The 23768-nt window shown below is 59.4% G+C and carries 16 protein-coding genes and 1 pseudogene; 5 read left to right on the top strand and 12 right to left on the bottom strand.

Features of this window, described 5'->3' with window-relative positions; genetic code table 11:
• On the top strand, positions 1-1736 hold a 1736-nt coding region (locus tag CAPSK01_RS20880; RefSeq protein WP_273704217.1), incomplete at its 5' end, for an alpha/beta fold hydrolase.
• Positions 1737-1739: 3 nt separating this feature from the next.
• On the opposite strand, the gene CAPSK01_RS20875 is transcribed toward CAPSK01_RS20880, so the two are convergent.
• On the bottom strand, positions 1740-3278 hold the full coding sequence (locus CAPSK01_RS20875; protein WP_034931467.1) for an AMP-binding protein: 1539 nt from the start codon (positions 3276-3278) through the stop codon (positions 1740-1742).
• Between the two features lie 540 nt (positions 3279-3818).
• Here CAPSK01_RS20875 and CAPSK01_RS20865 point away from each other — a divergent pair.
• Together CAPSK01_RS20865 and CAPSK01_RS20860 are read left to right on the top strand one after the other, a co-directional pair.
• On the top strand, positions 3819-5285 hold the full coding sequence (locus CAPSK01_RS20865; protein WP_273704216.1) for a hypothetical protein: 1467 nt from the start codon (positions 3819-3821) through the stop codon (positions 5283-5285).
• Positions 5286-5521: 236 nt separating this feature from the next.
• Positions 5522-6298, top strand: coding sequence for an enoyl-CoA hydratase (locus CAPSK01_RS20860; protein ID WP_034931463.1), 777 nt, complete (start codon positions 5522-5524; stop codon positions 6296-6298).
• 70 nt (positions 6299-6368) lie between these two features.
• On the opposite strand, the gene CAPSK01_RS20855 is transcribed toward CAPSK01_RS20860, so the two are convergent.
• Positions 6369-6689 carry a hypothetical protein gene (locus tag CAPSK01_RS20855; RefSeq protein WP_034931459.1) on the bottom strand — a complete coding sequence of 107 codons (321 nt, stop codon included), beginning with the start codon at positions 6687-6689 and terminating at the stop codon, positions 6369-6371.
• Between the two features lie 84 nt (positions 6690-6773).
• On the opposite strand from CAPSK01_RS20855, the gene dksA reads away from it, so the two are divergent.
• A complete protein-coding gene (dksA, locus tag CAPSK01_RS20850) occupies positions 6774-7199 on the top strand; it encodes an RNA polymerase-binding protein DksA (protein ID WP_034931457.1) in 426 nt (141 codons plus the stop codon).
• Between the two features lie 97 nt (positions 7200-7296).
• Here dksA and pnp read toward each other — a convergent pair whose 3' ends face one another.
• From pnp to CAPSK01_RS20805, 10 genes and pseudogenes are all read right to left on the bottom strand, one after another.
• Positions 7297-9411 carry a polyribonucleotide nucleotidyltransferase gene (gene pnp, locus CAPSK01_RS20845; protein WP_034931455.1) on the bottom strand — a complete coding sequence of 705 codons (2115 nt, stop codon included), beginning with the start codon at positions 9409-9411 and terminating at the stop codon, positions 7297-7299.
• A gap of 174 nt (positions 9412-9585) precedes the next feature.
• Positions 9586-9855: a 30S ribosomal protein S15 gene (rpsO, locus tag CAPSK01_RS20840; protein ID WP_034931452.1), complete on the bottom strand. Its 270-nt coding sequence runs from the start codon at positions 9853-9855 to the stop codon at positions 9586-9588.
• Positions 9856-10126: 271 nt separating this feature from the next.
• Positions 10127-11494, bottom strand: a complete 1368-nt coding sequence (locus tag CAPSK01_RS20835; RefSeq protein ID WP_273704215.1) for a UDP-glucose/GDP-mannose dehydrogenase family protein — start codon at positions 11492-11494, stop codon at positions 10127-10129.
• 18 nt (positions 11495-11512) lie between these two features.
• Positions 11513-12520, bottom strand: a complete 1008-nt coding sequence (locus tag CAPSK01_RS20830) for an NAD-dependent epimerase (protein ID WP_034931450.1) — start codon at positions 12518-12520, stop codon at positions 11513-11515.
• A 173-nt stretch (positions 12521-12693) separates the two neighbouring features.
• A pseudogene (locus CAPSK01_RS24260) lies at positions 12694-12865 on the bottom strand (DUF3782 domain-containing protein); the annotation flags it as partial.
• Positions 12864-14099, bottom strand: coding sequence for a glycosyltransferase family 4 protein (locus tag CAPSK01_RS20825; RefSeq protein WP_034931446.1), 1236 nt, complete (start codon positions 14097-14099; stop codon positions 12864-12866). The gene CAPSK01_RS20825 and the pseudogene CAPSK01_RS24260, both read right to left, overlap by 2 nt.
• Position 14100: 1 nt before the next feature.
• Entirely contained in the window at positions 14101-15825 is a 1725-nt protein-coding gene (locus tag CAPSK01_RS20820) for an alginate lyase family protein (RefSeq protein WP_273704214.1), read from the bottom strand.
• A gap of 77 nt (positions 15826-15902) precedes the next feature.
• Positions 15903-18029 carry a bi-domain-containing oxidoreductase gene (locus tag CAPSK01_RS20815; RefSeq protein WP_034931443.1) on the bottom strand — a complete coding sequence of 709 codons (2127 nt, stop codon included), beginning with the start codon at positions 18027-18029 and terminating at the stop codon, positions 15903-15905.
• Positions 18026-19174, bottom strand: coding sequence for a Gfo/Idh/MocA family oxidoreductase (locus CAPSK01_RS20810; protein ID WP_273704213.1), 1149 nt, complete (start codon positions 19172-19174; stop codon positions 18026-18028). The genes CAPSK01_RS20815 and CAPSK01_RS20810 overlap by 4 nt, the downstream gene beginning before the upstream one ends.
• 3 nt (positions 19175-19177) lie before the next feature.
• Positions 19178-19549, bottom strand: coding sequence for a hypothetical protein (locus CAPSK01_RS20805; RefSeq protein ID WP_034931438.1), 372 nt, complete (start codon positions 19547-19549; stop codon positions 19178-19180).
• Between the two features lie 561 nt (positions 19550-20110).
• On the opposite strand from CAPSK01_RS20805, the gene CAPSK01_RS20795 reads away from it, so the two are divergent.
• Entirely contained in the window at positions 20111-23641 is a 3531-nt protein-coding gene (locus tag CAPSK01_RS20795) for an indolepyruvate ferredoxin oxidoreductase family protein (protein WP_034931433.1), read from the top strand.
• Positions 23642-23768: the final 127 nt, after the last annotated feature.

The raw sequence follows: 23768 nt of genomic DNA, 5'->3' as shown, positions 1-23768 counted from the left end.
GCCATTTGCTGGATTCCGACGCTCTGGAAAACATTGACCGGATGACCAATGTGGCGCTTGGTCAGTTGAGCGGAGGAGTTTCGCCAGCATCACTGGCGATGGCCTATCTTGACTGGACGGTGCACCTGGCAGCCTCGCCCGGCAAGCAGTTTCAACTGGCGGCCAAGGCAACCCGCAAGGCGATGCGCCTGGGCGCCTATGCCCTATCCTCAGCAATTACAGGTAACGCCGAGCCGACCATCAAACCCCTCCCCGGCGACCATCGCTTCGATCATCCGGGCTGGCAGCGTTTTCCATACAACGTGATCTATCAGGGCTTCCTGCTCAATCAACAGTGGTGGCACAACGCGACCACCGGCATTCGTGGCGTTTCCAAGCATGGCGAAGCCGCCGTATGGTTCACCGCCAAACAGATCCTCGACATGACCGCACCGTGCAACATCCCCTACCTGAACCCTGAAATCGTTGAAACCACGATCAACGAGCGGGGTGCGAATCTGTCACGGGGTGCCCAGTTCTATGGTGAGGACGTGCGTCGCGCGCTGCGCGACGAGAAACCGGCCGGAATCGAGGCGTTCAAGGTAGGAGAAAATCTCGCCATCACCCCAGGCAAGGTCGTCTTTCGTAACCTGCTGATCGAGCTGATTCAATACTCACCGACCACCGAGACCGTCCAGCGCGAGCCGGTTCTGCTGCAGTCGGCCTGGATGATGAAGTACTACATTCTCGACCTGTCGCCGCACAATTCACTGGTCAAGTACCTCGTCGATCAGGGTCACACAGTATTCATGATTTCCTGGCTCAATCCGGGTGCGGAACACCGCAACCTGGGAATGGAGGACTACCGCAAGCAAGGAACGCTGGCCGCCATCAACGCCATTTCGGACATCCTGCCGGGTCGCAGGATCCACGCGGCGGGTTACTGCCTGGGCGGAATCCTGCTGACCATTGTCGCCGCCGCGATGGCTCGCGACGGGGATGACCGTCTGGCCAGCGTCACCCTGTTCACCACCATGACCGACTTCACCGATGTGGGAGAAATCAACGTCTTCATGGATGCCAGCGAGGTGACCTTGCTTGAAGACATGATGTGGCAGAAAGGTTACCTGGGGCACAAACAGGTTTCCGGCGGCTTCCAATTGCTCAAATCCGCCGACCTGATCTGGTCGAAGATGGTACGGGAGTACTACCTTGGGCAACGCGAACCGATGTTCGATCTGATGGCCTGGAACGCCGATGGTACGCGCATGCCCTATCGCCAGCACTCCGAGGTTCTGCGTCGTCTCTACGTGGACAACGAACTGTTCCAGGGCAAGTACCTGGTCGATGGGCGCGCCATCTCGATCAGCAACATCCATGTGCCGATATTTGCCGTCGCCGCCGGGGCCGACCACGTTGCACCGTGGCACTCGGTGTACAAGCTGCACCTGCAAAGCGACGCGACCGAGCTGACTTTCGTCCTCACCAGTGGTGGCCATAACGTGGGCATCGTCAATGAGCCGGGTCGCCCGCGTCGATCCTACCAGCTCAGTGTATGCCGGGAGGGCGAACGCTTCCTGGATGCTGAAACCTGGAAGGAAAAGACGCCGTCGTATCAGGGGTCGTGGTGGCCTGCATGGCAAGAATGGCTACAGCGGCACTCCTCCGGCAGTGAAGCAGCACCGCCGATGGGCGCGCCGGATAAGGGCTATGTCCCGCTCTGCGACGCACCGGGAACCTACATCTATCAGGTTTGAGGGTCAACCTGCGCCGTTCCCTGCCTGGTAGGCATCCCGCATCGTCCGCTTTAGCGTCTTGCCGGCAGCGTTGCGTGGAAAGTCGTCCATGATCTGCAGCGCGTGCAGGCGCTGGTAACGAGCGCCGACGCGCTCGTTGATCCAGTCACGCAGTTCGCTGGCACTGGCTGCTGCCCCGTCGCGGAGCAGCACCGCAGCGACCGGCGTTTCGCCCCATTTTTCATGCGCCACGCCGAATACGGCCACTTCCCTGACCGCCGGGTGACGTGCCGCGACCTCTTCGATGTCCCTCGGGTAGATCTTGACGCCACCGCTGTCGATCATGTCTTTCTTGCGGTCAACCAGATAGAGATAACCCTCGTCATCGGCATAGCCCAGATCACCAGTAAACAGCCAGCCGTCGCGGATCGCCTGCGCAGTCAGGTCGGGGCGGCCGTAATAGCCGGTCATCAGCGACGGCCCTCGCCCGACGATCTCGCCGACCTCCCCGGGCGGGGCGTCGCTGCCGTCGTCCCGGACGATGCGCATCTCGAAAAAACAGGGCGGGGATCCGACCGAACCGGCTTTGCGAACTGACTGCGTCTTGTCGAGAATGGTCCAGAAACCTTCGGTCAGCCCATAGAGTTCGTAAAAGCGGCCAGGCAAGAGGCGATTGAGCAGGTCCTTCTGTTCCTGATAGAGCGGTGCTCCCAGTGAAAGTATCATTTGCAGCGAAGAAAGCCGTTCAGCAGAGAAATTCGGCGAGTTGAGCACGGCAATGATCTGTGCCGGTACCATCATGGTATGTGTGACGCGCTCGCGAGCGATGATCTCGATCGCCTCTTCCGGATCGAACTGGCGTTGCAGGACATAACGCGCACCCAGATAGAAACAAGGCATCATGGTCACAAAAGCGCCGTTGAAGACGATCGCACCGGTATGCAACACCACCGATTCGGGACTCATTCGCCATGCCGAGGCGAACAAGGTGCAATACATCGAACGCACGAAATGAGTGTGCATGATCCCCTTCGGAAGACCTGTCGTGCCGCTCGTGTACATCACATTGAACAATTCATCCTGTCCGACCGGTACCGGTTCGAAACCTCCCGCGGAGGCATTCCCGAACGAGGCTGCAGAGTAATCCGCATAATCGGCCGTCGGGCCGTCAATCATCAGCACGTGTGCAGCCGTCAACCCCGGCAACTCGTCGCGGATCTGATCGACGACCGGTGCCATCGAGCGATCCGTGATCAGACAAACGGCACCTGCATCACGCAGCAGGCTGGCCAGACCGGAAGCCATCAACAGCGGGCTCAAGGGAACCAGCACCGCACCGATCGACGGCACTGCCCAGTAAATTTCGAGTAGTTCCCGGCAGTTGCTCAAAACCGTCGCAACCCGCTCGCCTTTACGCACCCCAAGCGATGACAGCAGGCGGGCGCAACGGCCAACGCGAGCCTCAAACTCCCGCCAGCTCAAACGTTCCTGCTCAATAACGATGGCCACCTGATCCGGTCGGAACGTCGAGTGATGTTTGATCAGTGTCGCAAGTTGCAGCATTTTCCTTACTCTCCAAAGAACCTTCGCCACGCGAGGCCAATCGCGTCACCTTTCCGGAACCGGTCCAGAGCGCTCATCGCCAGCCTGCTATCGCAGCGCAACAAAACGTTACTATACAGCGCAACTTGACCCGCTCGTACAAGCGCTTGCGCAAACCCTGACATAGACTCGACGAAGGGCCGCGACAAGTCCTCCAAAAAACCATTTAATCTTTGATTATAGAGGGCTTGCAGAAGCCTCAAAAATAATCCTTGCGAACGGCAACGCGGGGTGAACAATTCCTGTCTAGAAGAGTAGAATACATTGTGCGCTGCAGAAAAATGTTTGGCTGTAGCTGTCGCGAGAGGGTCAGTGTGCATGCCGTCGGGTCCGGCTTGGCGAATATCCGACATGTTTGACTGCGATGGCTGCTGGCATCGTTTTCGGGTAGGAATCACCGGTATCCGTTCTTCTTCTGGCGGAGCCAGGGTAATTGCGGGTCGATCACTGCGGGTTGGCCTGTTTTGACTGACGTTATGACGTTAATTTGGAGGTTGCACAATGAATGCTCTGCTAAGAGAAATGCCTGATTTCACCACGAGTTGGTGGAGGTATACGCTGGCCATGATGCGCGCTACGAATCGCGAAGTCAGCGAGTTTAATGACAATCTCTTCATTGCCGCTCACATCGCCATGACAGCGGCCCGTGACAACCCCTTGAGCATGATGGAAACCTTCGAGATCCTCGAACACAATGTCGCCATGGGGCGCAAGGGTTTGTCCGGGATGCAGACAAAACTGGTCGACTACTCGTTTGACCAGATCGAAGAAGGAACGCGCGCCTTCCTGAACAGCATTCTCAATTCGGAAGGGGAAAAACTCAGCGGCTACATGCGCCGCGAGGCCGAAATCATGGAGGCGGTCTCCAATTTCAACGAGCAGATCGAGGCCATCGCCGATGAATTCGGTTTCCATTTCAACACCTCGAATTACAAGCTGGTGCATCAGACGGACGCTTTCGAACTCTACCAGGTGTTGCCACTGAAGGCAGGCGTTGAGGTTCGCAAGGATCTCAAGCCGGTCATTCTCGTGCCGCCGTACATGCTCGGGGTTCATATCCTGTCGTTCCTGCCCTTCGAGAACAAGAGCTACAGTCACTCGTTCGCCAACGAGGGCATCCCGACCTATGTCCGTGTCGTCAAGGACATCATGACCAATGAGAATGTCCAGAAGATGACCCCGGAACAGGACTGCGAACAGACACGCGAGCTCTGCGCCAAGGTCATGGAACTCAATAACGGCAAGAAAGTCACGCTCAATGGGACCTGCCAAGGCGGTTACATCTCCCTGATGAACATTCTGTCAGGAAAACTGAAGGATGTCTGCGATGCCTTGATCACCAACGTGACACCGGTCGACGGCACCTACAGTGATGCCATCAGCGGCATGCCGACGATGCACCACGACTTCATCACCACGACTTTGCCGAGCGGCAACAAGGTCGCCAACGGCTACCTGCTGAGCCTGGGGATGCGTTTCGTTGCCATCGACCGGGAAACCCCGCTGGTCAAGGTGCTCGATCAGGCTTCGCTGCATCGCGCCACTGACCTCAACCCCGGCAAGACGCCGGCCGCCCTCTTCCGCTGGCTGCTCAAGGAACGTGTACATCTGCCGCTAGCGATCGCCAACATGAGTTCGCACTCCTTCCAGGATCCGATTGCCGACGATGGCACCTTGCCGGTGCAGCTCTTTGGCCAGCCGCTGAACATCAAGCACCTGGTCGATCTCAATGTGCCCTGGTACCAGAACTATGCAATCAAGGACGACCTGGTCACGCCACTTTGTGCCACCGCCGGCAACAAGCACCTTGAGGGCTGGAACGGTCTCGAGTCGGTTGCTTTCTTCGGAGGTCACGTGGCCATCCTGACCAGCCCCTATGCCAAGAAAGCCCCCGTCACCGGCACCTTCAAGGACGCCAACGGCAAGGATTCTCGCGGTCCGGTGAAGTTCCAGATGGACATCTCGTGATACCGGACCTGCGTTGACAACAAGCAGCTCCTCGGCCTGAACACCCATCGTTCAGGTCGGTGGAGCTTGCCACCGGCCGGTTCCATTGGTAACCTGCCAGACGGCGCCCAGCCAGGCGCCGTCATTTCGATTTCGTCAAACCTGCGGAGACGCAAGTCCCGTTCAGAGTCCCCAGGAGAGCCTGCGTCTCGTCCAGGTTCTCGAATTTATCCCTATTGAGCCCGGAGATCTTCTTTATGACCTACGTCAACATTACGGCCGAAGTACGCGGAAAAGTCGGCCTGATCACTCTCAACCGCCCGAAGCAACTGAATGCCCTGAACGATGACCTGATGGACGAACTCGGCAATGCGCTCAGCGGCTTTGAAACCGATGAGAACATCGGGGCGATTGTCATCACTGGCTCGGACAAGGCTTTCGCTGCCGGTGCAGACATCACCGTAATGCAGTCGCTTTCGTACATGCAGGCATACAAGGGCGACTTCATCACGCGCAACTGGGATACCCTCAAGAGCTGCCGCAAGCCGGTGATCGCCGCCGTCGCCGGCTATGCCCTGGGTGGCGGTTGCGAATTGGCCATGATGTGCGACATCATCCTGGCAGCCGACACCGCCCAGTTTGGTCAGCCTGAAATTCGCCTCGGGATTCTTCCTGGAGCGGGTGGCACGCAGCGCCTGCCGCGCGCGATTTCCAAGGCCAAGGCAATGGAAATGTGCCTGACCGCGCGCACCATCGACGCCGTGGAGGCTGAACGCGCCGGGCTGGTTTCGCGTGTCGTCCCGGCCGACAAGCTCCTCGATGAGGCGATGTCGGCTGCCACCAGAATCGCCAGCTTCTCGTTGCCGGTGGTGATGATGATCAAGGAATGCATCAATCGCTCCTATGAAAGCTCGCTGTCGGAAGGCCTGCTCTTCGAACGCCGCACTTTCCACTCAGCTTTTGCTCTAGACGATCAGAAAGAAGGCATGGCCGCATTCGTCGAAAAACGCAAGCCTTCCTTCACCAACCGTTGAACCTGAAATCCGCAGATGAACGCAGACTGAGCACAGCAGCAGAATCAGCGCGTTTGCGAACAGGCTAAACTCAACTCGCCATCCGGGTAGGCTTGGCGTTGAAGAAAAGCCTTTGTAATATCCACCGATTTGCGTTCATCTGCGGACGAACTGCTGCTATAGATTCGGCCTCAAATACCCCGGTCGAGCAGACGCGGTAATCGTGGTCGACGACCGCGACGTGATAGTCGATGCCGACCCGGACCCCCTTCCATTCGAAAAACTCATAACGCGTGTGCGGTAACGGCCGCAAGGCAGGCTGATCCAGTTCGCCGAAAGCCGACTGGCGGCAACCGGATAGATGCTGTTCACGAGAAATGCTGCGGTGTATGCGCACTTGTGTTCGGGTCATGTGGCACAATATAAGGATTACTCAAGGCTCACGACCTGGTTTGCTCATCGTCAGACGAACAACTATCAATACACAGGAACCCGGATGACATCTGACATGCTCCAAAAGCATTTCACTCCCTACTCGCCGAAACCTGGCGAGGAGTTCATGAACAGCGATCAGCTGGCTCATTTTCGTGGCATCCTCGAAGCGCTCAAGCAGCAGTTGATCGAGGACATCGAGCGTACGGTGCATACCATGAAGGATGAAGCGACGGTTTTTGCCGATCCCAATGATCGCGCGAGCCAGGAAACCGACATCGCCATCGAACTGCGCAACCGTGACCGGGAACGCAAGCTGATCAAGAAGATCGAGGAGACGATCGACCGGATTGACAGCGGCGACTATGGGTACTGTGCCGCCTGCGGGGTCGAAATCGGCATCAAGCGTCTGGAAGCGCGACCGACGGCGACGCTGTGCATCGACTGCAAAACGCTCGAAGAAGTGCGGGAAAAACAGATCGCCAAATAGGCGATACCGGCAGACGGGCGCTGGGCTCGCACTGCACAGGCAGTCGGCCAGCGGCAAGGACGCCTTGGCGTCCTTTTTTCTGCTGTTGATCAGTGGCCTATGACTGTGCGGCGGTAGCGCCGCCCTCTTCGGCGCTCAGGGCCTTCATTGACAGCCGTACCCGGCCTTTCTCGTCGGCTTCCAGAACCTTGACACGTACCTTCTGGCCTTCCTTGAGATAATCGGCAACGGCGTTGACGCGTTCGTTGGCAATCTGCGAGATGTGCAGAAGGCCGTCACGACCGGGCAGGATGCTGACGATGGCGCCGAAGTCCAGCAGCTTCAGTACCGTTCCGTCATAGACCTTGCCGACTTCGACGTCAGCGGTAATGGCCTCGATGCGAGCCTTGGCAGCGTCGGCGGCGTCACCGCTGACCGAAGCGATGGTGATCGTGCCGTCGTCCTTGATGTCGATCGTTGTGCCGGTTTCTTCGGTAATGGCACGGATCACCGCACCGCCCTTGCCAATCACATCGCGGATTTTCTCGGGGTTGATTTTCATCATGTACAGGCGCGGTGCGTAGCTCGATACCTCTTCACGGTGTCCGGACATCGATTCCTGCATCTGTTTCAGGATGTGCAGGCGGGCTTCGCCGGCCTGGGCCAGCGCGACCTGCATGATTTCCTTGGTGATTCCCTGGATTTTGATGTCCATCTGCAGTGCGGTGACCCCCGACTCAGTACCAGCGACCTTGAAGTCCATGTCTCCGAGGTGGTCTTCGTCCCCGAGAATGTCGGTCAGCACAGCAAAGCGATTGCCTTCCTTGATCAAACCCATGGCGATTCCGGCCACGTGTGCTTTAAGCGGAACGCCGGCATCCATCAGTGCCAGCGATGCCCCGCAGACGCTGGCCATCGAGCTGGAACCGTTTGATTCGGTAATCTCGGAGACGACGCGAATGGTGTACGAGAACTCTTCGGGTGAAGGCAGGACCCCCAATAGGGCGCGCTTGGCCAGCCGGCCATGCCCGATCTCGCGACGCTTCGGCGTTCCGACACGGCCGCATTCCCCCGTGGCGTAGGGCGGGAAGTTATAGTGCAGCATGAAGCGCTCACGGTATTCGCCGGAGAGTGCGTCGATGATCTGTTCGTCACGACCGGTGCCGAGCGTCGCCACGACCAGCGCCTGCGTCTCGCCACGGGTGAACAGGGACGATCCATGTGCTCGCGGCAGCACGCCCGAACGCATCGCGAGCGGTCGAACGGTTCGTGTATCGCGTCCGTCGATGCGCGGCTCGCCGGCCAGGATGCGGCCGCGGACGATCCGGGCTTCGGCAGCGGAGACCATGTTGCGGACGGCGTTGGCGTCAGGGGCATCGTCGCCGGCGGTCAGGACTTCGACTGCGTAGGCGGTGATTTCCTTGATCCGCTGGCTGCGCAACTGTTTGCTGCTTATCCGGTAGGCCTCCTGCAGTTCGCCGTCAACCAGTGCATCGAGCTTGCCATGGACGGCTTCGTTTCTCGCCGCCGGTGCCCAGTCCCATTCCGGTTTGCCAGCCTGATCGGCAAGTTCGTTGATGGCATCGATCGCTGCCTGCATTTCCTGGTGTCCGTAAACTACGGCACCGAGCATGACTTCCTCGGAGAGTTCCCGGGCTTCCGACTCGACCATCAGCACGGCTGCCTGCGTTCCGGCGACGACCAGATTGAGCAGACTCGATGAGAGTTGTGTGGCACTCGGGTTGAGGACGTATTGGCCGTCGATATATCCGACGCGGGCGGCAGCGATTGGTCCGTCGAAAGGGATGCCGGAGATCGCCAGGGCAGCCGAGGCGCCGATAATGGCCGGAATGTCAGGATCGATTTCGGGGTTCAGCGACATCACCATCGCGACGATCTGGACCTCGTGATAGAAGCCTTCGGGAAAGAGCGGGCGCAGCGGACGATCGATGAGTCGTGAGGTCAGGGTTTCCTTCTCCGAAGGACGGCCCTCACGCTTAAAAAAGCCACCGGGAATGCGTCCCGCAGCATAGGTTTTCTCGATGTAATCGACGGTCAGCGGAAAGAAATCCTGACCGGGCTTGGCCATTTTATTGCCGACGACAGTGACCAGCACGACCGTGTCGTCCATCGACACCAGCACGGCCCCGCCAGCCTGACGTGCGATTTCGCCGGTTTCCAGGATCACCTGGTGGGCCCCGTAGGCGAAGCTTTTCTTGACGATATTAAACATTGTTCCCTTTCTCAATAGTCTGGCGCGAGCCTGCCCGCGACTCCGGCAGGCGACCGACGCCCGATTTAGCAAACTGCAATAGCAGAAACAGCGGCGCAGCCCGCGAGGGGCTGGCCGCTGACTGCTTTTCGAGTTGCCTGCAGATCCGATCGCGGTAAGGATCGGTGAGCGGGCCTATTTGCGCAGGCCGAGACGCTGAATCAGGCTGCGGTACGAATCGACATTGGTGCGCTTCAGATAGTCCAGCAACTTGCGACGACGGCTGACCATACGCAACAGACCACGCCGCGAGTGATTGTCCTTCTTGTGCTCCTTGAAATGGCCGGTCAGGTCATTGATACGTGCGGTCAGCAGCGCCACCTGGACTTCGGAAGACCCGGTATCGCCGACGGTACGCTGGTAATCGGTCATGATTTGCGCTTTTTGCGTCACATTGATCGCCATGTCAAACTCTCTTTCTGGGAAACGGCGCCGCCCCGGTTTGATAGAGCCAACGCCAGATGGATGAAGGTGTTATTCGCTTGGCGAAGCGAGGCGGGCATTGTAACTGTTGGGGGGATGGGCGGCAAGGAGCAGCTTTCCGCCAAATTCCGCGATTCCGGATATCGTCCGCCTTAAACAGGCCCGTGCATTCGCCGCGGGTGAATTGACCGCCCTGTCCGGCGCATCGGCGCCAGATCCTCGGGCGAAACCTCGGTGGAGGGTTGCAACCGGTTCACGCCCGGCCTGCCACACTGTCGGTCCGGGTCTGTCGAACCCCCTCGCCTCGCCCGACTCCGTGATACTCGATACCCAGACTACGTACCAGAACGGGGTCAAAAAGGTTTCGACCGTCGAAGATCAAGGGCTGCTTGAGCAGCGCCCGGATCTGCTCAAAATCCGGACTCTTGAACTCGCGCCATTCAGTGGCGATCAACAGTGCATCCGCGTCTTGCAGCGCCTCGGCAGGGTGGCTCGCAAAGCTCAATCCAGGAAGGTCGCCGAATACCCGACGCGCCTCGTCCATCGCCACCGGATCGTAAGCCCGAATCGTCGCACCGAGACGCAGCAGTTCATGCACGATCACCCGGCTCGGTGCGTCGCGCATGTCGTCGGTATCCGGTTTGAAGGCCAGCCCCCAAAGCGCGAAGCTGCGTCCCTGCAGGTTTTCCGCGAAGCGGGCGAGCACCTTGTCGACCAATACCCGCTTCTGGATGTCGTTTACCGCCTCGACGGCTGTCAGGACACGAAGATCGATGCCAAATTCCTGGCCGGTGCGCACCAGCGCCTTCACGTCCTTGGGAAAACACGAGCCACCGTAGCCGGTGCCGGCATAGAGAAAGTGCGTGCCGATACGCGGATCGCTGCCGATGCCATGGCGAACCAGTTCGATGTCTGCGCCGACGCACTCGGCCAGCCGAGCCAGTTCGTTCATGAAACTGATGCGCGTCGCGAGCATCGCATTGGCTGCATACTTAGTGAGTTCGGCGCTGCGCGTATCCATCAGCAGCAGCTTGTCGCGGTTACGCGAAAAAGGGGCATAGATCGCCCGCATCAGCAGCGTCGCACGTTCATCATCGGCACCGACGATGATGCGGTCGGGGCGCATGAAGTCATCGACCGCGGCGCCTTCCTTGAGGAACTCCGGATTGCTGACCACGGCAAATTCCATGCTCAGCCCGCGCTTGGCCAGTGCGCCCTGCACGGCAGCGCGAACGCGATCGGCAGTGCCGACGGGTACCGTGCTCTTGTCGACGATCACCTTGTAGTCGGTCATGTGCTGCCCGATGTTGCGTGCAGCAGTGAGCACATACTGCAGATCGGCCGAACCGTCCTCGTCAGGAGGCGTTCCGACACCGATGAACAGCAGCGTACCGTGATGTACCGCGGCAGCGATGTCGGTAGTGAATTGCAGACGTCCCGCTACGGCATTGCGCTTCACCATTGGCTCCAGGCCAGGCTCATGGATGGGTATCCCGCCGTTGTTGAGGATCGCGATCTTGCGTTCGTCCACATCCAGACACAGCACGTGGTTACCCATCTCCGACAGGCAGGCGCCAGTGACCAATCCGACGTAGCCGGTTCCAATCACGGTAACTTTCATGGAGTGAAAATGTTCCTTTCAGAGCTGGTAATAGTTGCGATACCAATCGACAAAGCGCGCGATGCCTTCGGACAACAGCGTGCCTGGCGCAAAATCGATCCATTTTTCGAGGCGGGAAGTGTTGGCATAGGTGACCGGTACGTCGCCCGGCTGCATCGGCAGCATCCGCTTCTCGGCCTTGCACCCCAGTCGCTGCTCGATGCAGCCAATGAAGCTCAGCAAGGGCACCGGTTGATGATTGCCGACATTGAATACGCGGTATGGCGCATCACTGGCGGACGGATCCGGACTGTCGGGAGTATAAGTCCGATCGGGCCCGGGGATCCGGTCATTGACCCGCAGCACGGCCTCGACGATGTCATCCACGTAGGTAAAGTCGCGCTGCATCTGCCCGTGGTTGAAGACATCGATCGGCCGCCCTTCGAGGATCGCGCGAGTGAACAGGAAGGGCGCCATGTCGGGCCGGCCCCAGGGACCATAGACGGTGAAGAAGCGAAGTCCGGTGGTCGGCAAACGATAGAGATGACTGTAGGTATGCGCCATCAGTTCGTTGGCCTTTTTGGTCGCAGCGTAGAGGCTGACCGGATGGTCGACATTGTCGCACTCGGAGAAAGGCATGCGTGCATTCCCGCCGTAGACGCTGGAACTCGAAGCGTAGACCAGATGTTGAATCGCATGATGGCGGCAGCCCTCAAGGACGGTCATGAAGCCGACGAGGTTGCTATCGACGTAGGCGTTGGGATTGGCGAGCGAATGGCGCACACCGGCCTGGGCCGCCAGATGGATCACGCGATCGAATCCTTCGCTGGCGAACAAGGTCGCCATGGCTACCCGATCGGCGATGTCCATCTCGATGAAGCGGAAGTCACCCTGTCCTGCCAGGCAGGCAAGGCGGGCGCGCTTGAGAGTCACTTCGTAATAGTGATTGAGGTTGTCGATGCCCACCACCGTGTCGCCACGACGAAGGAGGCGCTGTGCGGTGTGCATGCCGATGAAACCGGCAACACCGGTGACCAGGAGTTTCAAGGTATGGGACTCCGGCAAGCGGATAAGCCCTGACCGTTTCCCGTCCTGGCAGGGTGCATTCCGGTGGGCCCTCCGGAATCGATCGATGAGCACGGAGCATGCGCCGTGCATTGCCCATTGCGCCCCCCGGCTCCTCCCCCAGGTTCGGGAGAAGAGAGATGCTCGACCGGGGGGATCACCATCGCTGCCGCCGCCCCGATGGCCCGCACGTCGGCATAGCGCGGCAGCATTCGTTTGAATTTCGCCAGCCGCTCCAGATGCTCGTCCACATCGGACTGCGTCAGTTTGCTTGTCACATCCACCAGCACCGCCTCATACCAGCAAATCGATCTGTATACCCTCGTTATGCCCGTTCAGCAACCAGCTTGTCCAGTAGCGCAAGCATCTCCATCGCCAGGGCAGTGCGGTCGTATTTCCTGGCCGCCACGAGACCGTTGGAGCGGTATTTCTCGTACCTTGGACGGTCATTTTTCAAGACCTTCATCTGGGCCACCAACTCCCCGGCGTTTTCAGGCTCGAAGACAATCCCGACATTCTCCGCACACACCATATCCGCCGACTCACCGGCCACGCCGTGCAGTACCGGCAAGCCCATTCCCATGCACTCGAATAACTTGGAGGGAATCACCGTCGTGAACAGCTCGGTCTTCCGAAGATGAATGATCGACACATCCAGCAGCGACCAATAGCGCGCCACTTGATCCTTGGGCACGGTGTCCACAAACGTCACATTCTGCAGCCGACGCCTGTGTGCTTCATCCTGCAGTGCCGGTTTGCGGGCACCGTCGCCAAGCAGGATGAAGTGAAAATCTTCTCCGAGGCCCTCGGAAATGAATTTTTCCGCTGCGTCCAGAACTGTCTCCAGGTGGTGTGCCAGGCCATGGGTACCCACATAGCCACCCACGAACTTGCCTTCAAGGCCCAGTTGCCGGACCAGGGAGGGATCCTTCGGCATCGGCTTGAAGCGCGTCATGTCCACACCATTGGTTACCACACTGATCTTGTTGCCATCAATGCCACGCCCGATCAATTTGTCACGGAAAGCGTGGGTCACCGTGACAATCAGCCTGGCCTGGCGATAGAGGAACCATTCCAGTTTTTCCAGCCAGCGGATGGCGGCTGAATCCTGCATGGCCCCCACGGCCTTGATCGACTCGGGCCAAAGGTCACGCAGCTCAAAAACGAACGGTATCCGCTTGAGAACGCTCAATACCCATGCCGCGCAGACCGTGAAAAACTGGGGGGATGTGCCGACGACCACATCCACGCGCCGGACGAGGAGTCCAGCCAGGGTAGCGGTCACCATGAAGCTTTGATAATCGAGAATTCGTTTGACGAAGCCCTCGTTGGCCGCAATGTAAGACCAGACCCGGATTAACCGAATCCCCTCGATGATTTCAGCCTGCCAAAGCCGGTTGCGATAACCCGCATAAACGCGACCCTTTGGAAAGTTCGGCACACAGGAAATCACCGTCACCTGATGGCCTGCCTTGACCCACTCGCGGCAATGCTCGAAGGTGCGGCTGGCAGGCGCATTCACTTCCGGCGGGAAGTTGTCGGTCAAGAACAGGATATGCATCTCACTTCCAGGAAAAATCGACGATCAGTTCAGCGCTGTCGAACTGGATCTCGATGCAGTGACTGGGTACGCATGCCCCGAACTGCGGGTGCCAGGTCGAAGGCACAACGTTCGCCGCACCGCCGGAGACAGACCAAAGGATGCGGTGACCACTCTGCAGATGCAGTTCCTGATTCCCCGCGACCTGAACGTCTGGATGCAGATAAAAACGACAGACGGCCTTCCGGAATTGTCCGGATAGCGAATCGATCATGCGCAGGCGACCGGTGGCGAACGTCCATTGGCGCTGATGAATCGGACGGCCCGGCAGACGCCGATATCCGTCATGCGCGCAACGAATCCGTAGTTCCTCGCCTTCCATCCCCGGCTCTCGCCAGATGTCCGGTACGCTGGGCCGGGCCCGGCGCGCGACCCGGAAGCCGGCCCAGACTTCCGACGAATCTTCACCATCGATCTCCACCGTATTGTGTGCAGCGGTACTTCGCTGGCGCTGCCGTTCGGTGTCCTCGCCGTAACGGGACGTTCCGGAATTGACCAGGACCCGCTGCCCGAAGAGACTCAACTCAAAGCCGAGCGTGTCCGCGTGTGCATGGCCAGGCTGGTAAGTCGGTCCCACGGCTGCCACATCCAGCAAGGCCTTGCCGCCCTGCCCGAGAAGGACGGCGATGTAGCCGGTATCCCGAAGATGAGTGCAGGACAAGACTTCGGTCAAGCCTTTGCTTCCAAGGCAACCCAGCGCTCCGGCGTAGGCCTTGATGGGTTGAAACTGCGGCGCAATGCCAAAAGCCGCATCGTTGAAAAAGGAAATTTCCCCGTCTGGATGGCACATGCTTTCGAGCCAGGTGAGTCCCCGTTCAATCACGCCACGCCATGCTGCGGCACGTTCGAGCAGTTCAGGGACGCCACTTCGCTCAGCCAGGTTCACGAGATCGCACATATCCCAAAGCAGGGTCGAGTGATACATCGGAGAAAGTTCAAAATGGCCACCATCCGGCAGAAACTGCTCGCTGATCTCCCGGTCCAGGATGCGCAAGCCGCTCTTCAACCACCGCCCTCCCTGGTCGCCGGCGAAAAACGCTCCGGCGAAGGTCAGCGCCTTGCCATTGGCAAACAGGTGGTTCGCGAGAATGTGGCGTTCCTCCTGAGCCGCAAGGGCCTGCGCCTGCCTGCCCATACTGACGAGCCACTCTGGAGAGACTTGCGTTTGCCTGGCACACCACTTCACCAGGTTCCCGATCCGCAAGGAAAGTGGGTAGGGTTCCCAGCCATGACCGGCAAGTGGTGGATTGTCATCGATCCAGCGTCGGATCAGCCATCCTTGCTGATCGGGGCGTGCATCTGCATCCACCGCGTTGAGATCGTCAAGATAATGTAGGTTATAGAGCCACAGCTTGGTCTTGTTCACCGCATTCCAGTCACCGGCCGTCTCGACGCAGCCGCGCTCTCCAAGAAACTCGAATACGCCTTGGTCGACCTGGCTACGCGGTGCAACCAGTGGCGCCACCCAGGGCCGGACCCAGGATCGCCGAGGAAGCGCGGTAATCGATGCCAGGGCCTGCCGGGCGACCAGAGGCCTGGCCAAGCGGTAATACAAACGGTAGGCAATCTGCTCACCGCGCAGATGTCGGACGGTGTGGAACAAGCGCAACAGGTGCCCGGACCCGATCAGCAGTTGCTCAAGTACCGCTACAATCTGCCGGCCGGTTTGCCGATCCCTTTTCAGCACGATTTTCATGAAATGCGGGCGTGCCGGCAATGATCTCGATCAGCCAGCAACAACGAGGGCAACGATTTCGTCACGAGTCATCGGAGATTCGCAGCCACCTCAATGCTGATCCGGCTGACCTCCAGCACTTCAGTCAGCGCGATTGGGGCGAACCCACCCTTTTCGATGACGCTGACGAACATTGCCGCACAATTCCTTTGTCCCTTGTCTTGCCGCCACAGGTTCATCTTCGTGAAGCCTGGCCAACCGAATCCCGTGAGCTTGCGGAAATTGTCCAGTTGCAATACCCGGCCGGCGGCAAAGACCTCCAGGCGCTCCTTGGGATAGGACTTGCTACCGTTGGCGAAGTAGTGAATCGTGCCTATCGACCCATCGGCGAACGCCAGCTGAATGGTCACCGTATCGGCGGTCGCCGCCTGCATACGAACGCTGTGATGGGCGGTAATCTCGACTCCGGCCAGGAAACGCAACAGATCGATGAAGTGGCAGCCCTCGCCGATCATCCGCCCGCCCCCCACGGCCAGGTCCTGGGTCCAGTGTTCAGTGGGAATGGCACCGGCGTTGACGGTCATCACAAAGGCCTTGGGACCTCTGGCGCCTTCAAGCAGCGACCTGATCTTCTGTACTTGAGGAGAAAACCGGCGGTTGAAACCGACCATCACCACCAGAGAACGGCCAGTCGCCACAGCGATTGCATGCGCTTGTTCAATCGCTGCCAATTCTTCATGCGTCATGGCCAGCGGCTTTTCCACGAAGACGTGCTTGCCGGCTGCGAGCGCCCGACAAACCAGAGCGGCATGGCTGTCGTGGCGAGTCGTAATCACCACCGCGTTAACCTGCGGGTCGGCAAAAATACTCTCGGTGTCGGTGGTGCTTGCTTCAAAACCATGCTTGCGACCGGCATGGAGGCCACTGACACCGCCATTCGACGCAACCACCTTCAAGCGAGCACCGGCTGCCTTGAAAGCCGGGATCAATACCGCCGTGGCATAGTTACCCGAGCCAATAAAGCCCAATGCCGCGGCCCCGGCAGCAGCATGCGAACCTGCCAGTCTGACGCTGGCGCGACGCACTTCAACTTCCGACTTCTCGGCAGGCGTCGGATACCGCAAGAGGATGCCCAGCGAGGGTGCTGGACCGCCGATCAAGGCATACGCTTCCTCTGCCGCATCAATTGGAAAGCGGTGGGAAATCAGTGGCTGCACGTTCAACCGGCGATCCGCGAGCATGTCCAGCACAGCCTCGAAATTGCGCTGCTCGGTCCAGCGCACATAGCCTACCGGATAGTCCTGACCTTTCTCTTCATAATTCGTGTCATAGCGGCCCGGCCCATAGGAACAAGACACCTGAAAAGTCAATTCCTTCTCGAAGAAGTCGGCGCGTGAGAGTTCAAGCCCGGTCACCCCCACCAGCACGATGCGCCCGCGCTTGCGACTCATCAACGCCGCCTGGTGCACTGGCGCATTACTCTTGGTGGAAGCCGTAATCAGCACCGCATCCACTCCACGCCCGCGGGCAAAGGCTTGTGCAGCCACGACCGGGTCCTCGCCAGCCGCGAGATTCACCACTTCCGCGCCGAACTCTCTGGCCATGGCCAGTTTTTCGGCATCGAAGTCGATCCCCAACACCCGACAGCCATGGGCACGCAGCAACTGCACCGCCACCAGACCGATCAGCCCCAGCCCAGTCACCACCACCGCTTCGCCGAGAGTGGGCTGAATGAGCCGTATTCCTTGGAGTGCAATCGCGCCGATCACCGTAAACGCCGCTTCCTCATCGGAAACGCCGGGGGGAATTTTTGCACAGAGGTTGGCCGGAACGGAGACCACCTCGGCATGTTTACCGTTCGAAGCCACCCGATCACCGGGTGCAAAGCCGGTCACCCCACTTCCCGTCTCCATCACTACACCGACATTGCAGTAACCGAGAGGCAAAGGCTGATCAAGCTTGTTGAATACCGTCTCGACGGTCGGCATCAAACCGTCGGTCTTGATCTTGTCCAGAACCATGCGCACCTTGTCGGGCTGCTGGCGTGCCTTCTCGATCCAGCCGGCCTTGCCGAACTCCACGAGCATACGCTCCGTGCCAACGGAGACCAGAGACACGGTGGTTCGGATCAATACCTGGCGGCGCATCACCACCGGGCAGGGGGTCTCGGCAACCTCGGTCGCACCTGTTTTAAGTGATTGCAGAATCTGTTTCATGACCGACCTGAAGGCCCGGTTAATCGTTTGTGTTCTTTGGAAAAGCTGAATTCAAAAGAATGATCGCCGTTTACGACCATTCTGGCTATACAAAGCATGAGCAAGGTGGAAAGCTCGACCTCACGCCACTCCCGTCTTACCTCGGAAAATGGTTGAATAATCGCCATGTTATGGCCGACATCTTTCGGCCAGAATCTCTTCTTTTGCAACTTATCCCCCTGCCAGATAACAAGCTGGCGGAAATCATCAATCTTCGCGATCAGATCACCCTGCTGAATATTGATGGTCTCGTTAATTCCCTCGAAAGGCTCTCCGCGAGCCGTGAGAATGATGTTTATCAGGTCACCCCGCTCACTTGTGAGCACAATCACCATATCTTCGTCCCGCGTCACCGCATTGCTATAAACGGTGGTGATTTGCCATTTATCCGGCAAGCTCGACCAACAGAGCATATGCACTGCCAGATCCAGCCAGTGGCCCACATTACCGCAAACCCTTGTCCCTTCTTCGGGCTTACGATACCAATGCTCAGGCCCTAGCACATGCCCGCTGATGAAACAATTCAGGGTCAGTGGTTGGTTCACCCCTGCCATCCAGGGATGCAGATGGCGCACCGCGGCAGAAAATGGCCGGTTGTATCCAGCAAAGATCTGCCCACCCGTTCTCCGGATGGTTGCATTGAGTCTTTGTAACTGCTCGATACTGACGCTAATCGGCTTTTCCAGGTAAACGATTTTGCCCGCCAGAAGTCCTTGAACTGCATAGTCCGTGTGCGAGGCATGATTGGAAGCAATATATAGAAACCTGACTCGCTCGTCATTAATGACCTCCAGAGCCGAAACATCATCTTGTGCAAGACCGAAGAAGGAGGCAAAAGAGCGCTGATTATCGACATTGATATCGTAGCAAATGGCAAACCGATTCCCATATCGTCGCCAGATTGAGAAGCCAATGGTTGCAAAAGCAAACTGCCCACAACCAATAATCCCAATATCCGCCTTCTTACTTTTCCATAGCCTGGCGGAAAAACCATTTGGTCTTACTCGACCAAGAATCTTGAATATTGTTTTCCCGAAACCATAAATGGTCATGAACCGAAGTACCTTGCCTACTTCGGAAATTGTTCCACGCTCACTCATTGTCATGATTCACCCCCTATGCGGCTCCGGGATGACAGGCAGCACGGGGAGTTCCAGGATGACGCTGTCCAGAAGAGCAGCAGGACACCGCTTCCGAGCGGGTGCCGTGGCTGAGGTGGCGCGCAATCGACCAGTGCTGCCGCGCCTGTTCGGCCGCATTGTCGGTGAATGGGGCAGGTGCGGCTCGTCGACTTCGTTTTCTTCCTCGCCCGCGCCAGGTTTCTTCGACGGCGCCTGGCTGGCCGGGTTCTGATTCAGCCGATCCTGCAATTCCTTGACGTCGTCCAACCGGCGGATGGACACTTCCTGCAATCGCTCCGCCGGCAGCTTCTTCAGCCACTCGGCGTTCATCTGCAGAAGGTCGTATTTGCGCAGGTGCATGGCGTTGGGTCGACGTTGAGTGGCAGAATTTTGCTATATAAATTACTGTGTTGGGAAAATTTTTCGGGGAAATCTTGAACGAGTACTGGCTCTGGCCCACCGAGCGGCTGCTTTGCATCAGCGGCACATGACAATGATGGGAGAGCCTTGGAACGGCTTTGGAGCGATCGCGGGAGCAGGACAATATCGTCCAGGTCGACGTCACGGTCGCCGGTGACCATGAAAGCAATGGGTACCAGGGAGCGTCGCAGAAAGAATTCAGCCCTTTCCGTGGTCTGTTTGTACTACATTTGCTTGCCATCGTAAGCGCTGCTGAAAAAATCTTTCCACAATCCGGCAGTGACCGTGCGAGAAATTCCGTCATGTGAATGTCGAAGGACTGATCTGAGGCCGCTTAAAGTGATTCCGGCCCGCGCCTGCCAGCGGCCAGAGGGATTGCTGGCTTGCCGGTAGTCGGCAAGTTGCGGTCTGGGACTGTGCGAACGAATACGAATCGTATGCCGGACGACCCCAGGCGTTTCGGTCAGATAGTCAGATAACATGCCACCACAGGAGAATCCCATGGGCGATCTCTCGACCACACTCGACAGCCGCTATACGGCCAACTCGGGACGCGTCTTTCTGAGCGGCACGCAAGCTCTCGTTCGCCTGCCGATGCTGCAGCGCATGCGTGACGAGGCGGCCGGGCTGAATACCGCAGGCTTTGTCTCGGGCTACCGTGGCAGCCCGCTGGGAGGACTCGATCAGGCGCTGTGGAAAGCTCGCCCGCATCTCGACGCCCGGCGCATCGTTTTCCAGCCGGCGGTTAACGAGGACCTTGCAGCCACCGCAGTCTGGGGAACCCAGCAGCTCAATCTCTTTCCCGGCGCCAAATACGAGGGGGTCTTCGCCATGTGGTACGGCAAGGGTCCGGGTGTCGACCGCTGCGGCGACGTTTTCCGGCACGCCAATGCAGCCGGTTCGGCGAAGCATGGCGGTGTCCTGGTAATCGCCGGCGACGATCACGCCGCCAAGTCCTCGACGCTGCCGCACCAGACCGAGCATGTCTTCAAGGCGGTGATGATGCCGGTCCTCTATCCGGCAAATGTCCAGGAATACCTTGATTACGGTCTGCACGGCTGGGCCATGAGCCGCTACTCGGGCTGCTGGGTGGTGATGAAGGCGCTGGCCGACACCGTGGAGACCTCCGCCTCGGTCTCGATTGACCCGCTGTCGACACGGATTCGGCTGCCCGACGATTTCGAGATGCCAAAGAACGACCCGCACGCACTCAACATCCGCTGGCCCGACCCACCGCTGCAGCAGGAAGCCCGCCTGCTCAACCACAAGCTTTACGCGGCGCTGGCCTATTGCCGCGCCAACCAGCTCAACCGGGTGGTGATCGATAGTGCCGACCCGGCTTCGCCAGCCCGCCTGGGAATCATCACTGCCGGCAAGGCCTACCTCGATGTCCGCCAGGCGCTCGACGAACTCGGGATCGATGACGAACTGGCAGCGCAGATCGGCATTCGACTGTACAAGGTCGGCATGGTCTGGCCACTCGAAGCCGATGGCGTGCGCCGTTTTGCCGAAGGACTCGAAGAAATCCTGGTCGTCGAGGAAAAACGGCAACTGCTCGAATACCAGCTCAAGGAGGAACTCTACAACTGGCGCGAGGATGTCCGGCCACGCGTCGTCGGGAAGTTTGACGAAAAAGGCGAATGGGCGCTGCTGCCCACCGGTAGCGGGCATCTGACGCATGGTGACTGGCTGCTGCCGGCGGCCGGCGAGTTGTCGGTGGCACAGGTGGCGCGGGCACTGGCGGCGCGCATCGGGCGCTTCTTCACTTCTTCGGCAATCGAGGCTCGACTGGCGCTGCTCGAAGCCAAGCAGAGCAGCCTCGCGCAGGGGCTGCTGCCAGCGACCGGCTTGTCGGCGATCCAGCGCACGCCGTACTTCTGTTCCGGTTGCCCGCACAACACCTCGACGCGCGTACCCGAAGGTTCTCGCGCCGTCGCCGGCATCGGCTGCCACTACATGGTGACCTGGATGGACCGCAATACCGCGACCTTCACGCACATGGGCGGCGAAGGCGTGACCTGGGTCGGGCAGGCGCCGTTCAGCCACGAGAAGCACATTTTTGCCAACCTCGGTGATGGCACCTACTTCCACTCCGGTCTGTTGGCGATTCGCCAGGCGGTTGCCGCCGGCGTCGCCATCACCTACAAGATTCTGTACAACGATGCCGTGGCAATGACCGGCGGGCAACCGGTCGATGGCCAGTTGAGCGTCGCGCAACTGAGTCGTCAACTGGCGGCGGAAGGCATCCAGCGGATCGTCATTGTCACCGACGAGCCGGAAAAATATCGCAAGGTCCCTGACCTCGCCCCGAATACGCCGATCCATCATCGCGATGAACTCGATGCCGTACAGCGCGAACTGCGCAATCACCCCGGCGTGTCGGTGCTGATCTATGACCAGACCTGCGCCACCGAGAAACGCCGCCGGCGCAAGCGTGGCAAGCTCGCCGATCCGGCCCGGCGGGTGTTCATCAACGCGGCGGTCTGTGAAGGATGCGGAGACTGTGGCATCCAGTCCAACTGCCTGGCGGTGATTCCGGTCGAAACCGAGTTTGGCCGCAAGCGAGCGATCGATCAGTCTGCATGCAACAAGGATTTCTCGTGCATCCATGGCTTCTGTCCCAGCTTCGTCAGCGTCGAAGGCGGCAGACTGCGCCGCGGCCGGGCCATGACTGCTGCGGGAGCGGTGCTGCCGGAACCTCTGCGGCCTGACACCAGGCGCCCCTACAACATCCTGATCACTGGCGTTGGCGGCACCGGCGTCGTCACCCTCGGCGCCCTGCTGGGAATGGCCGCGCATCTCGACGGCAAGGGCGTCTCGGTACTCGACATGACCGGCCTGGCACAAAAATTCGGCGCCGTTTTTTCTCACCTCAGGATCGCCGACCGGCCCGAGGACATTCACGCCGCACGCATCGCGACCGGCGAAGCGCATGCCGTGATCGGCGGCGACCTGGTGGTCAGCGCCGGTGCCGAGGCCCTGTCAAAAGTGCTGGCCGGAAAGACCCGGGCGGTGGTCAACGTCGCCGAAACGCCCACCGCCGAGTTCACGCGCAACCCGGACTGGCAATTCCCGCAGGAACGCATGCAGGAACAGATCAGTGAAGCGTGTGGCGAGGGCAACACCCTCTTCCTGGACACCGCGGCCATGTCGCGCCGCCTGATGGGGGATGCCCTTTACGGCAACCTGCTGCTGCTCGGTGTCGCCTGGCAGCGCGGGCTAGTACCGCTGTCGCTGGCAGCCATCGACCAGGCCATCGAACTCAATGCGACCGCAGTCGAGCAGAACCGCCAGGCTTTTCTCTGGGGCCGGCGCGCAGCGCACGACCCCGAAGCCCTGCAGAATCTGCTCAAACCTGATCGCATGCCGACACCGCAGCGACTTTCGCAGAACCTCGACGAGCTGATCCGCCAGCGTGTCGAGACCTTGACTGCCTATCAGAATGCGCGCTACGCCGAACGTTACCGTGCGCTGGTCGAGCGCGTACGCGCCGCCGAATCTTCATTGCAGTCGACCGCGCTGAGTGAAGCCGTGGCACGCAGCTATTTCAGACTCCTGGCAGTCAAGGACGAGTACGAGGTGGCACGACTGCATTCCGACCCGGCATTCCTCCAGCAGTTGTCGGAAGAATTCGAGGGTGACTACAGCCTGCGTTTCCACCTCGCGCCACCGTTGCTCGCCAGACTCGATCCGGCGACCGGCAGAGTCCGGAAAAGCAGTTACGGGCCATGGATGATGTCTGTCTTCAAGGGGCTGAGCAGGCTCAGGTTCCTGCGCGGGACGATCTTCGATCCCTTCGGGAAAACCCGGGAACGCCGGATGGAACGACAGCTGCTCGCCGATTACGAGGCCGACGTCGAACTGCTGCTGGCGCAGCTCAAGGAAGAAACCCGGGCAATCGCCCTCGAACTGGCCAAAGTGCCCGAGCAGATTCGCGGCTATGGTCATGTCAAGGCGGCGTCGGTGCTGCCGGCGCGCGCCAGACGGGCAACGCTGCGCGCGCAATTGGAAGCCTTGGCAAACGCCACCTGACAGTCATCTTCTCCAGGCACCCCCGATCATGAAAGTCATGACCTGCCCATGCTGGCGCTTTCCAGTACCAGCCGACAATCTGGCCATGCACGCCTGCGCGGCAGTCGCAGCGGCGCCTGCCGCGCCC

This window comes from Candidatus Accumulibacter vicinus, from assembly GCF_000584955.1.
In the GTDB taxonomy this organism is placed as follows: Bacteria; Pseudomonadota; Gammaproteobacteria; order Burkholderiales; family Rhodocyclaceae; genus Accumulibacter; species Accumulibacter vicinus.
The sequence above is the reverse complement of the archived record's forward strand: the minus strand, read 5'-3'. Positions and strand labels throughout refer to the sequence as shown.

Coding starts and splice junctions, on each gene's coding strand:
- rpsO (WP_034931452.1), bottom strand. CDS start 9,855: ATGGCGATCAATGTGACGCAAAAAGCGCAAATCATGACCGATTACCAG.
- CAPSK01_RS20875 (WP_034931467.1), bottom strand. CDS start 3,278: ATGCTGCAACTTGCGACACTGATCAAACATCACTCGACGTTCCGACCG.
- CAPSK01_RS20855 (WP_034931459.1), bottom strand. CDS start 6,689: ATGACCCGAACACAAGTGCGCATACACCGCAGCATTTCTCGTGAACAG.
- CAPSK01_RS20795 (WP_034931433.1), top strand. CDS start 20,111: ATGGGCGATCTCTCGACCACACTCGACAGCCGCTATACGGCCAACTCG.
- CAPSK01_RS20860 (WP_034931463.1), top strand. CDS start 5,522: ATGACCTACGTCAACATTACGGCCGAAGTACGCGGAAAAGTCGGCCTG.
- CAPSK01_RS20810 (WP_273704213.1), bottom strand. CDS start 19,174: ATGACAATGAGTGAGCGTGGAACAATTTCCGAAGTAGGCAAGGTACTT.
- CAPSK01_RS20815 (WP_034931443.1), bottom strand. CDS start 18,029: ATGAAACAGATTCTGCAATCACTTAAAACAGGTGCGACCGAGGTTGCC.
- CAPSK01_RS20865 (WP_273704216.1), top strand. CDS start 3,819: ATGAATGCTCTGCTAAGAGAAATGCCTGATTTCACCACGAGTTGGTGG.
- dksA (WP_034931457.1), top strand. CDS start 6,774: ATGACATCTGACATGCTCCAAAAGCATTTCACTCCCTACTCGCCGAAA.
- CAPSK01_RS20805 (WP_034931438.1), bottom strand. CDS start 19,549: ATGCACCTGCGCAAATACGACCTTCTGCAGATGAACGCCGAGTGGCTG.
- pnp (WP_034931455.1), bottom strand. CDS start 9,411: ATGTTTAATATCGTCAAGAAAAGCTTCGCCTACGGGGCCCACCAGGTG.
- CAPSK01_RS20835 (WP_273704215.1), bottom strand. CDS start 11,494: ATGAAAGTTACCGTGATTGGAACCGGCTACGTCGGATTGGTCACTGGC.
- CAPSK01_RS20825 (WP_034931446.1), bottom strand. CDS start 14,099: ATGCATATCCTGTTCTTGACCGACAACTTCCCGCCGGAAGTGAATGCG.